Below are 12,539 nucleotides of genomic sequence, written 5' to 3'. Positions count from 1 at the left end.
GTATGAATATCTTTAAAGCCTGTAGACAGATATTGCGCAAGTCGGCATCGATCGACGAGGAGAACCGGGATCGATTTGCTCACCTGGAAACGCTCAGGCGTTACTTGGATAGCGAGATACCCGGACCGGACGGCAACGCAGCCTTGGATCAGGCGACGGGCAAGCTGACCCGGCACAGCGCCCTTGCCCATGCAAACGACGAGAATTGGGGGTATGACCGAGAAAGTTTCCGGATGTACGAGGGAACGGGCCGATCGACGCTGCTCTCTCGGTCGCGCAGGGGCCTATGACGAAGAGAACAACTCTGCAGGAGAACGGTCCCGACGAATGGTCTCGGCCGATTACACCAATATCACCGCTGGCCTAGAAAGCGAAAATCCTGACTGATTGCGACACTGGCAAGGTACCAGTTTCCGAACACGATCCAGAACGAGGCCCTCTCGTCAAGCTGTGTCAGGGCCGCCGCCCTATCGATCACCCACCCGTAACGTTCATGTGCCTGGCAACGGCGGGCCTGTTATGGGTGCGGTCGATGATGAAATCGTGGCCCTTGGGCTTGCGGGTGATCGCCTCGTCGATGGCCGCATGCAACAGACCGTCGTCTTCGGTGGCGCGCAATGCGGCGCGCAGGTCGGCGGCGTCGTTCTGGCCGAGGCACATATAGAGCGTGCCGGTGCAGGTCAGGCGCACGCGGTTGCAGCTCTCGCAGAAATTATGGGTGAGGGGCGTGATGAAGCCGAGGCGGCCGCCGGTTTCCGCGACGCGAACGTAACGGGCAGGGCCGCCGGTCTGGTAGTCGATATCGGTGAGCGTGAACTGCGCTTCGAGATCGGCGCGCAGCTTGGAGAGCGGCAGGTACTGGTCGGTGCGGTCTTCTTCGATCTCGCCCATCGGCATGGTTTCGATGACGGTGAGATCCATGCCGCGGCCATGCGCGAAACGCAGCATGGCGGGCATTTCCGCCTCGTTGAAATCCTTCAGTGCCACGGCATTGAGCTTGATCTTCAGGCCGGCCTTCTCGGCGGCATCGATGCCTTCCATCACCTTGGCGAAATCGCCCCAGCGGGTGATCCTGCGGAACTTGTCGGGATCGAGCGTGTCGAGCGAGACGTTGATGCGGCGCACGCCGCAATCGTAGAGCTCTTGCGCATGGCGGGCGAGCTGCGAGCCGTTGGTGGTGATCGTCAGCTCATCCAAGCCGGAGCCGATCTGCTTTCCGAGTTGGCGCACCAGATACATGATATTCTTGCGCACCAGCGGCTCACCGCCAGTCAGCCTTATCTTGCGCACGCCTTTGGCGATAAAGGCGGAACAGAGCCGGTCGAGCTCTTCCAGCGTCAGCAGATCCTTCTTCGGCAGGAAGGTCATGTTTTCCGCCATGCAATAGGTGCAGCGGAAGTCGCAGCGATCGGTGACGGAGACGCGCAGATACGTCACCGCCCGCCCGAAAGGGTCGATCATCGGGGCTGCATGTTCACGACCCTCCTGATCTTGAATGTCAACCGCGTTGAGCATCAGCCCTCTCTCCAATACCGCTTCTGCCTTTTTGAGCGTACGATAGCGGCGCGAAGAATAGTTTCAATCATGCCCGCGTATAGGGGCAAATACCAATTCCCCGAACTTGTTGTGACCTCGTGCAATCCTGCGCGATGTCACAACAGTCCGGTCAAGGCAATCGTTCGATATGGAGCGACCGCAGCCGCTAAACGATTGCATTTGCAATGACAATAGTCGCCCCTGACATTCTCACTCAACGGGTCCTCTCCACAATTGGCCGTCATATTGAAAGAGGACTGGCAATGTTTAATGAAACGACAGAGGCGAAGGAATCCGTCCAGCAACTGGCTGGCGTTTGGGCTGACATCATCCGGGACCGGGGATTGGGAGAGGTGCGCGATCTTCCGGGCATCAGCATCCGCTGGTCTGACACTGCGTTCGCATTCTTCAACACGCTCACGCTCACGGACGAGGAAGCGAACGGGCAGCTGTTGCAGGACAGGCTGTTAAAAGCCGCCAACTACATGGCAGATCAGTCGAAAAGCGGTTTTCTCTGGCTATTTGAAGATCTTCTCGATGCCGATGCTCGCAACAATTTGGAGCACCTTGCAAACGAAGCAGGCTTGGTACGCGCCCTTTCAGGATATGCAATGGCAGGCGACATCCTTCCCATGGGCGAAACACATCATCAGGATCTCGTCTTCAGGCGAGCTGCGACACAAGACGATACACGCCTTGCCTTCGATATAAACGCGGCGGCATACGGCATGGGCGCCGAGGATGTCCGCGACGGCATGCTAGGCTCGCGCATCTGGCACGAGAGAGCCTATACCTATCTGGGCTTTAGCCAGGACCATCCGGTATCGACGGCTTCTGTTATTGAGCATGATGGGCGGCTCTTTCTTGCCCTCGTCGCGACACTTCCGGATCACCAACGTCGAGGCTTTGGGGAGGCAACTTGCCGCAAGGCGCTTCAAGAGGCCTGGAAGGGCACCGGTCTGACGCGCAGCGTCCTGCAGGCCACCGAGGCCGGAGCCCCGGTCTATGAAAGAATCGGCTACAAGAAATCTGGCGCCGTCGGCTTCTGGGCGCTCAAAGCCTGACCTGTTCACGCCGCAAAGCGTTCAATGCAACAGATGATTACAAAAGTAACCCTCAGGTTGTTTTTGAAAGTATTTTACTCAATCTAAGGGCGTTTTTGTAGTTGCGATCGAGGAATCTTCGGTCATTATGATGACGTTTCCTGGTTCCCATCCTGGAAGCTCCCCAGAAGGTCCTGGACCTTCGACTTGAGGTCACCGCTCCCCCCATCACGCGGTGACCTCCTTTTGTCTTGCCGCTCGCTTTCGCCCACAAGACATGATCGAAACCTTCCGGCCGTTTGCAGCCCTGATGGCAGGATGCCGTCTTTCAAACAGCCTCGACGGGCGCACGCTCACTTTCAAGAATCGAAAGGGTCCGAAAGCGCGGCTTCCCTGCGCGGCCCAGGCATGCTGATGACGCATTCAAGCCGACGATCGCAGGTCGCGAGCGCCAGACAGGCTGGCGAACAGGCTAATCAAGGCGGCAGAAGCAGTTAGTCTTCGGAATTGACCTCGAACTCAAGATCGACCGGGACCTGCATCGCCGTGACCAGATGATTGGTCTGTGCCGCCAGGCCGATGACCGCCAAGAGCTCCGCATGCTGGGCGTCGCTCATGCCGCGTGCGCGGGCTGCGGCCGTGTGGGAGTGGATGCAATAGGCGCACCCATTAGCCGTGGAGACTGCAATGTAGATCATCTCTCGCACCAGGGGGTCGAGTGCCCCCTCGCTCGCCATGACGGCCTTCAAACCGCTCCAGGTGCGCTGAAGAAGCGGGGGGTCGATGGCGAGTGCCCGCCAGAAATTGTTGATGAAATCGGATTGCCGGGTGGTGCGGATATCGTTGAAGACTGCAAGTATGTCCGGATTGTTTGCGGCTTGTGCGTCGCTTACGAGTTTGACAGTGGTCATCAGCTCCCCTTCTCGGATATAGGTACGTTCCAGCACGACGGCTGGATCCTGATGATGAAGCCTTCGAATGAATGTCGCGGCAAGGGCTTTTGCGTTGCTTTTGTAATTGCCAGGAGCGTTCGCGGAACCTCAGTGCCGACGCAAGCCTAACCCCATCCCGCAATGATCGAGGACGGTTCGGATACGTTTGCGCCTTGCGCCAGTTGCCGGTGCCCGTGAGACCATGCCGAACGGGCCGTTTGCAGACTTGCTGGTCATGTGGTCGAGATGCAGACCAGACTGCCACGTTCGGCCGTGTTGTGGAGATCGCGTTCGATCCGTTCGAGGCTTCCTCTAATCCGCTCGATCAACAACGGGCCGGCGCGTGCCGAAGCGATATCGTCCGCACGCGCCCGAAGCGACTGGGCGATATCGTAAAGGACGATCTGCAGATCGCTCCGCTGTCTCAGGCCGGCGTCCTCAGCCAATCGGTCCGCATGGGACGACATATCAAGCATGAGAGTTTTTCGTGCCAACCTTGCGGTCGTTTCGGCTGGGATCGCAAGGGACGAGCCAGACGGGGCGATTGCAATATTCGGCACTGGGTGTTTTTTTTGATCGAACATGACCAGTCCAGGTAACTAGGGCCACAAATGGCCGCGGCAAAATCGAATGCAGATCTCGCGATCGACCTCGCAAGGCTGCGTCTCAGAAGATGTTACTTCGCAACCTGGAGCGTCAAAGCCGTGACGCCAACGGCAAGGTTGACGCCGACATCTCCGTCGAGGGAAATCGGCTGAAGCGAGACCGTCTTATTGGTGCCCCCGACGAGGAGGTTGGCGCCCCCGCCCACCACAACGCTCGCATTTGCAGTAGCGCCGACATACTCGCCCTGCAGGTGACCGGCCCGCGCGTAGCGTTGAAAACCAACCATAAAAGGCGGCCCTTCTCAACAGTCCCGATGTCGAGCCCAAAGTTAGTGATCGTGCCGACATAGTGTTGGCTGTGGTTGCCAGCATCAGACGTGAACGTGCAGTCGATGCCCTGCTTCGAGCCGACAATTACTCCAATCCGCTTCGACACGTCGCAATCCAATTTGCCGACTTCGGTCTGGGCAGCGGTCGTGGCGGAGGGGACGGCAAGCATAACAATTGCAAAGAGACGAAGTCTGTTTTTCATGTGTCAGGTCCTATCCGGCTGAAAATCTAGAGCGCAAAGGCCCGCACGAGCCGCCGACGCGGTCGCCGATCGGTGCCGACAATACGTCGGGCGAAGCGGCAGATGAATCGCCTCCGAGTTTAACCCGGCCGATACGTAAGTCTTATTGAACCGCATCACGGAAGGGCTATCGGCTTGCCATTTTTAGAGATAACGCGACCAGCTTTCGTGTCAGCCCACATGGGCTTGACGCCTGCAGCACTCCTCTCGATGGCAATCCGCATCACGACAGATAAAATGTTGGTGAAGGCTCCGCGAGGTTGCATTTCTACACGGCAAATGATGGCCTGTGGCGCAAGGCCGATCCTCTCGCAACCGTAACGCGATTGAGAGATAATCCTCTCCTATGATAGGTCTATCGGAGACGCTCGCTGGGATCGTCGACAGCAATTCAGGACTGCGCCCCCAAAAACAGTTGGGACGCCTAGTCACCGTCCCGTCGAGCCGATAACAAACGTGTCCCAACGTCTTTGCCCTCAAGACTTTGGTTCCAAGGAGATCACGAGGAGAAAGAGATGACCAGTCGGGATGCCGGCAGCCAAAGGAGCGACAGGTCCCTGGCAAATTCCGTAACAATCTCTTCAGACAGCGAGAGCTTCAACCCATTGGATGACGAATTTTCACCTGAAGTCGCACTCCAGGCCAGACCGACTTCTGAGCCACGCTTGCAGCCCGCGCAATCCAAACTTGTTCAATCAGAATCGCACTGGCGTCGCCGCCCCAATCCGGTCGGTTCGGAGCCGGGACAAAACGCATCGCGCATAGCGTTGTCGCGTTGGGTCGATTCGCGGCCAGTTGGCGTGACCGAAGTCTATTCGGACCAGAATGACGATTCTCATATACTCAGCATCGTGTCGCACAAGATCACCGGAGAAATTTCCCTAGACGGTCGCTCCGTCTGGAGCGGTCAGTGGTTCCCAAACACGATGTTCTTGACGGGGCCGGCTCAGGGCTGTTGGCGTGGTGTTGTACGAACCTCCTATAATGTTTTTCGGATCTTCATTCCGCAGTCCCTCTTGGTCGAATGTCATGAAGCTACATTCGGCCGCGCGCCAGCCGGCCCGATCTGCCTTTTCGAGAGCCAGCGTCTGGAGAATGACAACCTCGGGCAGATTGCGCGAACGTTGCGTGGCTTTGAAGCCTCTGATGCTTTGCTCGGTCCGAGCTTTCTGGATGCCTTGGGACTGACGCTGACATCACGCCTCCTTGGGCTCTATCATAGCGCGATCGGTGTCCGTCCCAGTAAAGTCTCACCGCTGGCAAAATGGCGTCTCATACGTGTTATCGAGTATATCGACGCGCATCTCGAGCGGCCGATCTACCTCGCTGAACTGAGTGATGTCGCCGGTTTGAGCCGCATGCACTTTGCAAGTCAGTTCCGAGCCGCCACGGGCCATGCCCCGGCAGCCTACATCGTCCAATGCCGGGTCGCGCGTGCCCAGGAACTCCTAAAGCGGCAGGACGTGTCGATCGTGGAAGCTGCCCTGCGCACGGGCTTCAGCAGCCAAGCACACATGACACAAGCGTTTCGCAAGATCCTGGGAGACACTCCAGCGCGCTGGCGCCGGACGATGGGTGACTAGCGAACACGTCGGCACCACGCCGTCGAAATCGTGCAATTGTTAAAAACACAACGCTCATTATGAAAGCCCGAACCATTGATTTGGGCGAAGATACACTCACGTCGCAAAGCCTCTGGCTCAAGCGTCGCAAAACGGGAACGATCCCGAGCGGCCTCGGCCTGCAGGATAATTGCGACGGAGACGCTGGCATCGACGCGGGGAAACGCAAGGGGGCTGCGCCCGGCCCTGTCAACCCAATCCGGAAGGTACCAACGCAATGCCAGGGATCGACAGGACGGAAGCGGTAGCGAGATGGCTCTAGTTAACCGGATGCCAAACCGCGTCCGCAAATACGTGAACCGTGCTGGTCGCTTCGTCCACGCTGGCCATGCTCGAGGTTGGGATTTCGGGTTCGCAGAAAGGGCTGAAGTGATGTCGATTGAGAAGCCAAGTCTGTGAAACCGAGTGAATAATTTCAAACGTCTGTATAAACGGAGGCACCATGGATCGCTGGCAAGCAATGAAGGTATTCGTCAAGGTCGCTGAAGCTGAAAGCTTCGCAGATGCGGGCCGCCAGTTGCAACTGAGCCCGCCAGCCGTCACCCGGATCGTGTCAGCATTGGAAGAGACGATAGGCACGCGGTTGCTCGTGCGCACAACACGATCGGTCAGACTGACGGAAGCCGGAGCCCGCTACGTCACCGACTGCCAGCGGCTGCTGATTGAGCTTGCCGAGACCGAGGCGGTCGCCGCCGGCGCCAATGCGAGACCGAAGGGGTCGCTAACCGTGACAGCATCGGCCATGTTCGGCACCAGGTTTATCCTGCCCATCATTACCGAATATCTCGATCACTATCCTGAAGTTTCAGCTCGCGGAATGTTTGTCGATCGGGCCGTCAATATTATTGAAGAAGGGGTCGATGTCGCAATACGTGTGGGCGACTTGCCGGCCTCCGGCTTTACCGCCACTCGTGTTGGCTCTGTCAAACGGGTGATTTGCGGAGCCCCGAAATACTTCGCGACGTTTGGCGTGCCGATCGTGCCGGCCGATCTCAACAGTCATCGCATCGTCGCCGCGACGAGCACCGGATCCGTGCTCGAATGGGGGTTCAGCGGAGCCCAGGCACCATCGATCCTGATAAGCCCGAGATTGACGACGAGCACCAATGAAGCGGCCATTTCAGCGGCCGAGAGAGGCTGGGGGCTGACCAGGGTCTTGTCTTACAAGGTCGCGGTCCAGCTTGAAACAGGCAAGCTGCAGACCGTGTTGTCGGAATATGAGGAAGATCCGTTGCCGATCCATGTCATCCATCCGAATGGCCGCAACGCCTCTGCCAAAGTGCGAAGCTTCATAGAGTTCGCTGTCGAAAGGCTTCGGGCGCATCGCCACTTCAACTGAGCAGGTCGATCCGCTTTGCGCGGCACTTCCATCGAGCGATGTGTCGGCTTGACCTAGCCCGACTGCTCATCACATCCAGTCGCCTCTTACAGCCATCTTTATCGACGATCGCCATGAGCCATCAAGGTGATTGACTAGCGGATTTCGCCAAGGGCAAAGCCGCGCCAGGCTGTCGCGATCTTCGCATGGCTCGACCAGATAAAGCGGTGGCCCCTTTTCCTGTACCCCGAAGTGGCGCGTCGGGCATTCCCCGTGAAGTGGAGACGCACTTCCGACAGGTGCGTCTCGCGGTTCTGAGACCAGCAAGATACTTACTTGGCCGCCTCCTCGATCACCTTCGCAACCTTGTTCGCATGCGAGATCATGACCACGTGCGATGCATCCTTGACGGCCACCGTGTCTTTGGAGTGCGCACGGTCGGCCATGAACGCGTGGGCTTGAGCAGGGATGTTCTTGTCTTTTTCGCCGTAGATGAAGAACGAGGGAATTGTCCGCCAGGCCGCGCCCGGGGCCGGCTCCGTCAGTGCGGACAACGTGATCGGACGTTGTGTAGCCGCCATCAGGTCTGCCACCGGCGCGGCAATGTCTGCGGCGAACTGCTCGTGAAACCTGTCCTTGCGAATGGACATGTCCTTGTCGCCACCAGCAAGGGCGACGGGTTCGGCCAGCGTCGGCTTCAATGTCCCTCCGGGAAACCGATCCGACAGATCGGCAGCCGATTCCCCCACCTCCGGTGCGAAAGCTGCCACGTAGACGAGGGACTTCACGTTCTTAGCTGCAGCGCCTGATGCGCTAATCACCGAGCCGCCATAGGAATGACCCACGAGCACCACCGGCGTCTTGATACTTTCGACGATGCGGGCAACATAGTCGCCATCGGTTTTGACGCTGCGCAGGGGATTGGCAACGGCAACGACCTTGAAACCATCTCTCTCGAGGATCGAGATGACGCCATTCCAGCTCGACGCGTCGGCAAACGCGCCATGAACGAGGACGACCGTCGGCTTGCCCGATGCGGCAAGCGCCCCGGTTGAAAAGGTGCCTGCAAGCGCCAGTAGAATCGTTGTCTTCAAAAACCTGTTCATCGACTATCTCCTTGCTTTATAACGGGTGCCGTCGTGATGCACCGCTGGCCTTGACGTCTGCGAGCAGGTACGAGACGCCGTCAAAGTGAGATCCCTCACTGAACGGTGTGGGATCGAAGCTGCGACACGGGATCAACCAACAGTTCGGAGAGCGCGTGTCAGCCGGCTCTGTGTTCACTCTGCGGGACACCACGGTGCGGATGAAGATAAAATCGCAGAAAGGCTGCGTTGCGCAAAATGAGAGCAATCCGGGTCCGAAGTTTCCAACCCGGGCTCCCCGGCAGGGTGTTTTCCACATAAGGGTTTCAGGCAGACGGGGCACCGGTGGCAGCGATTGCGGGCGGTTGCCCCGCCTATAGCGGGATTTGCGAGGAATGCCGATCATCGACTGGCACAAGGACATTACCGCCTTCAGATTCCAGTATCCGACGGCCGCGGGTACTTCGGATAGACGAGGCGCTTAGCCCGCGTGCATCGAGCATGTCTTGTGAGGCTCCATGTTATGGCCGTATCGAAAAACGAAAAGTCGTGGCGTGGTCTTTCGACGCTCGCGACGCTCGCGGGCGCCAAGCCAGAACATCACAGACCGTATCAGCCGCAGGCCCGCAGGAGTTCCTCTTTCATCCTTGGCAGGACCGACCGGATATAGTTCGGGCTGCTTTGCACGACCGTCAACCTGCCATCGGTCGAGGCCGCGCCGATGACCCGTTCCTCGCGGAATCGCCCTTGGACAAAGGGTCCGAAGAGGGTCTTGAGCGTTGTGTTCCCAATCTTGCACGGGATCGGCAGGCTGCCAAGATTGCTAAGAATGACATCCGGGCGCATAGAGGCGAAGATGCCCGAAGCCAATGCCGGATCTGTGCGCGACGGCAGCAACGACTGCATGCCGGAAATGTGGTTGTAGAGCGCCTGATGGCCTCTGGCTTCGGCAAGTTTCCCGGTGGCGTGCCTGGCGAGGTCCCAGAAATTCGAAGGGACGCTTATTGGAAAGTGGACCATTTCCAGATCTGCGATCAACGCACACACGCCATCGACAGCACCGACGTCGCTGCGTCGATTGATCGGGTTCGCGATCAGAACCGTCTCCTGGCTGAGCTCACTTGCAATGCTGCGAACGACCGCTGCACATAGTGCTCCATGGACAGTCGTGCCCTGAGCGCGGCTGGTCGCGCGCAGCAACTCGCTGGAGCTGCGGGACAAGGTCAGGCTGGAGACAGAAGGTTGATCTCCCTGGAACGGCCGCCACAAAGGCGAGCAGGCAAGCGAGCGCATGTGCTCGAGCACTGCCTCCGGGGCCCTGCCGTTTGCGATCGTCGTCCCGCTTGCCTCAGCGGCCCGCGTTGCGAGTTCCTCCATTGTCGGAGGCAGGCCAAGCGCCTGCAGATCTTGACCTTCCAGGGCCTGCATGAGGTCGCGGATGAGAAAGACGGCTGAAAGGCCGTCGCCAATAGAATGGTGAAGCGTCAGGATCACGATCGAGCGCCGCGGACTGTGAAGGATTATGGCGCGCATCAACGGCGCCTTCTCTGCGATGAACGGCGTCGCGAGTTCACGCTCCACGGCTTGGCGCCAGTCCGTCATCGATGTGAGAGGTTCAAAGATGATCTTGATCTCCTCACTCCTTCGGTGGAAGGCCGGGCCGGCTGCGGGATCCTCCGAGATCCCAGCGCACAGCAGCGGATGGCGTTTCTGCACCTTGTCGATCGCGCGGCGAAAATCGGCTAGCCCCTTTTCAGTTTCGATTTCGGCAACGATGCAGAAGTGTCGCTGGTGGGCAATGGAATCGACATAGAGAAGTCTCTCAAATGCTCCGAGCGGGCGTAACGGATCTGTATTTATCTTCTCGTTGCCGCACTGCCTGAGATCCTCGTCATTGACTATATTGTGCACGGAACTGTCCTTTCATTGGGTACCGGGACAGGATGCAATCGCCATGTTTCGCCTTCATTCCGCCGTTTCAGGTTCTGGTTACGATCGCAATTGATTGCGTCGCATCCAGAATGCGCCGGTTCGGACGCCGCGACATCAGCGTGGCGTGGCGTCATCTCTCCGGTCGGAACGGACACTGTTGGAGCAGGCGCCTTCTGGCCACGTCGATAGCGCCTGGCGGACGACCGGTTGCAGCACCATGCGGCCAATGCCGGACTTGGCCTGCACTGCGATCCCATGTTGGATCGTCATCACGAATGCGGCCAGAACGGCCGGATCGGCCCTGGCGTCAAGATCCTTCTCGTCCTTTGCCCTTTCAAGTCGGCGTCGAAGCCCCGCTTCTTGGGCAGAGCGGGCTTCGACCAGGGCCAATCGGATGGGTTCCGCCTCATCCGATCCCGCCAGCAGTCCATTGATGACAAAACAGCCGAGCCGGTCAGGATAGCGAGTATTGAGATCGACGGCGCGATCGAGCAGATATGCCACGACGTCCCCCGCCCTCGGCAAGGCAAGCGCTTCGGGCACATAGTCCAAGTAACGATCGTTGTAGCGCACAAGCGCACAGCGAAATAGATCCTCTTTGTTGCCAAATGCCGAGTAAAGCGAAGGACTTTGTACCCCGGTCGCCTCAGTCAGGTCGGTATAGGAGGAACCCTCATAGCCTTTGCGCCAGAAAACGCGCAGCACAGCTTCCAGGGCCGTCTCTGTGTCGAATTCGCGATTGCGTCCCATATGGCTCAAACTCGTCATTGTATGGAGATCATCCGCTTAGAGGCGGGGCGTGCTTTTCTTCGGAGGCGGCCCTCTTGTCGCCTCATGCAGGTGTAGCGCCTCTCACCAAGCCCCTCAGGCGTCTTTTGCCACAGCCGCATAACGTGGCTTCATGCTCTTGCCTCCGTGCCGACAGAGAGTTGCCGTCCCGTTGCGGTAACGCGCTGTCTGTCGAACTGCTCGATCAAGAAGATAGATTTTTTCGAGCTTTGAATAATCCGAGCAAAGGAATCCCTGGCGCGCTCCAGATCGGGATGTGCGCGATTGAGCCACCGAAGACCCGCGTGGGCATGTAACTCAGCGGCCGACAGAGGCAGGCGGATCTCGCAGGAAACGGCAGAAGCGAATCCGGTCGCCATCTTAATTTCTTCAGCATATCGGGTGTCGTCAATGATCCAGATCGAAGACCGTGGCTCCGTAAACGACGCCTTGCCCGTCCTGTCGGCCGAGAGCGCCGGCGCGCCAACGGTACCCGTGAGCAACGTCGTGGCGGCTATTGTGACCATGACTGCTGTAAATTCCGCATATTGTACTGGCTCGAACGTGGAAATATCCGTGATCAGGAAGCTTACGAGTGACAACACGGCGCAGATGAGGCCAACGCAAATGACAGCGCTGCTTGTGGATGTTCGCGCTGTGTATACGATTACGGGGATGTAGAGGACGCTCAGCATTACATCGAATGGACCCAACACCTCGAGCAGAAAGAGTGCGATGAGCGCTGCAGCAACAAAACCATACACCAGAGATCCCGAGCGTCCTGATAAAGGCATATTCAGTGTCCTCTTCATTCGCCGGCGGATAGAACCGTCCTGCCAGAGACGTTTAAGTGTTCTGCCGGTTGAAACATAACGGTAGGCTCACCATGGAGATCGCGGTATCTCTTATCTTTCAGGAAAGACGGACGGATTCCAAAAACGCATGATTATATGGTGGCACCGAAATCGGCCTGCGATCAAAGCCGGCATCAAGCGAGTATCACGTGCATGTCCGGCTGTTGATCCAGCGCATCCTCAAATGGCGAACGAAGCCGTCTAGCACAGCGCTGCGATGGAAGATGGGTCGTTTCCCGCCCAACCACCGGAGTCCCGTTCTTGCAATAAGAA

Annotated in this window: 11 protein-coding genes and 1 pseudogene; 4 read left to right on the top strand and 8 right to left on the bottom strand. The window is 58.2% G+C overall.

All coding sequences use genetic code 11. The annotated features are described in order from the left end of the window. Positions 1–2: 2 nt before the first annotated feature. Positions 3–290 (top strand): hypothetical protein, encoded by a 288-nt coding sequence (locus KQ933_RS31550; RefSeq protein WP_216761179.1) that lies wholly within the window; start codon positions 3–5, stop codon positions 288–290. Between the two features lie 184 nt (positions 291–474). On the opposite strand, the gene moaA is transcribed toward KQ933_RS31550, so the two are convergent. Then, positions 475–1,515 carry a GTP 3',8-cyclase MoaA gene (moaA, locus tag KQ933_RS31545; RefSeq protein WP_216761178.1) on the bottom strand — a complete coding sequence of 347 codons (1,041 nt, stop codon included), beginning with the start codon at positions 1,513–1,515 and terminating at the stop codon, positions 475–477. 284 nt (positions 1,516–1,799) lie between these two features. Between moaA and KQ933_RS31540 the strand changes: the two genes are divergently transcribed. Next, entirely contained in the window at positions 1,800–2,600 is an 801-nt protein-coding gene (locus tag KQ933_RS31540) for a GNAT family N-acetyltransferase (RefSeq protein WP_216761177.1), read from the top strand. Between the two features lie 473 nt (positions 2,601–3,073). On the opposite strand, the gene KQ933_RS31535 is transcribed toward KQ933_RS31540, so the two are convergent. The 3 genes and pseudogenes from KQ933_RS31535 to KQ933_RS31525 all read right to left on the bottom strand — a co-directional run bounded on the left by KQ933_RS31535 (position 3,074) and on the right by KQ933_RS31525 (position 4,615). Beyond that, on the bottom strand, positions 3,074–3,490 hold the full coding sequence (locus tag KQ933_RS31535; protein ID WP_216761176.1) for a carboxymuconolactone decarboxylase family protein: 417 nt from the start codon (positions 3,488–3,490) through the stop codon (positions 3,074–3,076). A 254-nt stretch (positions 3,491–3,744) separates the two neighbouring features. Next, entirely contained in the window at positions 3,745–3,987 is a 243-nt protein-coding gene (locus KQ933_RS31530; protein WP_216761175.1) for a hypothetical protein, read from the bottom strand. A 200-nt stretch (positions 3,988–4,187) separates the two neighbouring features. Further along, a pseudogene (locus KQ933_RS31525) lies at positions 4,188–4,615 on the bottom strand (DUF992 domain-containing protein). 587 nt (positions 4,616–5,202) lie between these two features. On the opposite strand from KQ933_RS31525, the gene KQ933_RS31520 reads away from it, so the two are divergent. Together KQ933_RS31520 and KQ933_RS31515 are read left to right on the top strand one after the other, a co-directional pair. After that, on the top strand, positions 5,203–6,270 hold the full coding sequence (locus tag KQ933_RS31520; protein ID WP_216761174.1) for an AraC family transcriptional regulator: 1,068 nt from the start codon (positions 5,203–5,205) through the stop codon (positions 6,268–6,270). A gap of 481 nt (positions 6,271–6,751) precedes the next feature. Then, positions 6,752–7,648 carry a LysR family transcriptional regulator gene (locus tag KQ933_RS31515; RefSeq protein ID WP_216761173.1) on the top strand — a complete coding sequence of 299 codons (897 nt, stop codon included), beginning with the start codon at positions 6,752–6,754 and terminating at the stop codon, positions 7,646–7,648. Positions 7,649–7,959: 311 nt separating this feature from the next. Here KQ933_RS31515 and KQ933_RS31510 read toward each other — a convergent pair whose 3' ends face one another. From KQ933_RS31510 to KQ933_RS31495, 4 genes are all read right to left on the bottom strand, one after another. Beyond that, positions 7,960–8,733, bottom strand: a complete 774-nt coding sequence (locus KQ933_RS31510) for an alpha/beta fold hydrolase (protein ID WP_216761172.1) — start codon at positions 8,731–8,733, stop codon at positions 7,960–7,962. A gap of 591 nt (positions 8,734–9,324) precedes the next feature. Then, positions 9,325–10,623, bottom strand: a complete 1,299-nt coding sequence (locus KQ933_RS31505) for a condensation domain-containing protein (RefSeq protein ID WP_216761171.1) — start codon at positions 10,621–10,623, stop codon at positions 9,325–9,327. Between the two features lie 135 nt (positions 10,624–10,758). Next, positions 10,759–11,394, bottom strand: coding sequence for a TetR/AcrR family transcriptional regulator (locus tag KQ933_RS31500; protein ID WP_216761308.1), 636 nt, complete (start codon positions 11,392–11,394; stop codon positions 10,759–10,761). 149 nt (positions 11,395–11,543) lie between these two features. Continuing rightward, a complete protein-coding gene (locus KQ933_RS31495) occupies positions 11,544–12,206 on the bottom strand; it encodes a hypothetical protein (protein WP_216761170.1) in 663 nt (220 codons plus the stop codon). Between the last annotated feature and the right edge of the window lie 333 nt (positions 12,207–12,539).

Origin of the sequence: Rhizobium sp. WYJ-E13 (assembly GCF_018987265.1) — a bacterium.
Classification (GTDB): Bacteria; Pseudomonadota; Alphaproteobacteria; order Rhizobiales; family Rhizobiaceae; genus Rhizobium.
The sequence above is the reverse complement of the archived record's forward strand: the minus strand, read 5'-3'. Positions and strand labels throughout refer to the sequence as shown.

What these genes read in the sequence shown, in the direction of transcription:
- KQ933_RS31550 (WP_216761179.1), top strand. Translation starts at nt 3, where the DNA reads ATGAATATCTTTAAAGCCTGTAGACAGATATTGCGCAAGTCGGCATCG.
- moaA (WP_216761178.1), bottom strand. Translation starts at nt 1,515, where the DNA reads ATGCTCAACGCGGTTGACATTCAAGATCAGGAGGGTCGTGAACATGCA.
- KQ933_RS31540 (WP_216761177.1), top strand. Translation starts at nt 1,800, where the DNA reads ATGTTTAATGAAACGACAGAGGCGAAGGAATCCGTCCAGCAACTGGCT.
- KQ933_RS31535 (WP_216761176.1), bottom strand. Translation starts at nt 3,490, where the DNA reads ATGACCACTGTCAAACTCGTAAGCGACGCACAAGCCGCAAACAATCCG.
- KQ933_RS31530 (WP_216761175.1), bottom strand. Translation starts at nt 3,987, where the DNA reads ATGCTTGATATGTCGTCCCATGCGGACCGATTGGCTGAGGACGCCGGC.
- KQ933_RS31520 (WP_216761174.1), top strand. Translation starts at nt 5,203, where the DNA reads ATGACCAGTCGGGATGCCGGCAGCCAAAGGAGCGACAGGTCCCTGGCA.
- KQ933_RS31515 (WP_216761173.1), top strand. Translation starts at nt 6,752, where the DNA reads ATGGATCGCTGGCAAGCAATGAAGGTATTCGTCAAGGTCGCTGAAGCT.
- KQ933_RS31510 (WP_216761172.1), bottom strand. Translation starts at nt 8,733, where the DNA reads ATGAACAGGTTTTTGAAGACAACGATTCTACTGGCGCTTGCAGGCACC.
- KQ933_RS31500 (WP_216761308.1), bottom strand. Translation starts at nt 11,394, where the DNA reads ATGGGACGCAATCGCGAATTCGACACAGAGACGGCCCTGGAAGCTGTG.
- KQ933_RS31495 (WP_216761170.1), bottom strand. Translation starts at nt 12,206, where the DNA reads ATGCCTTTATCAGGACGCTCGGGATCTCTGGTGTATGGTTTTGTTGCT.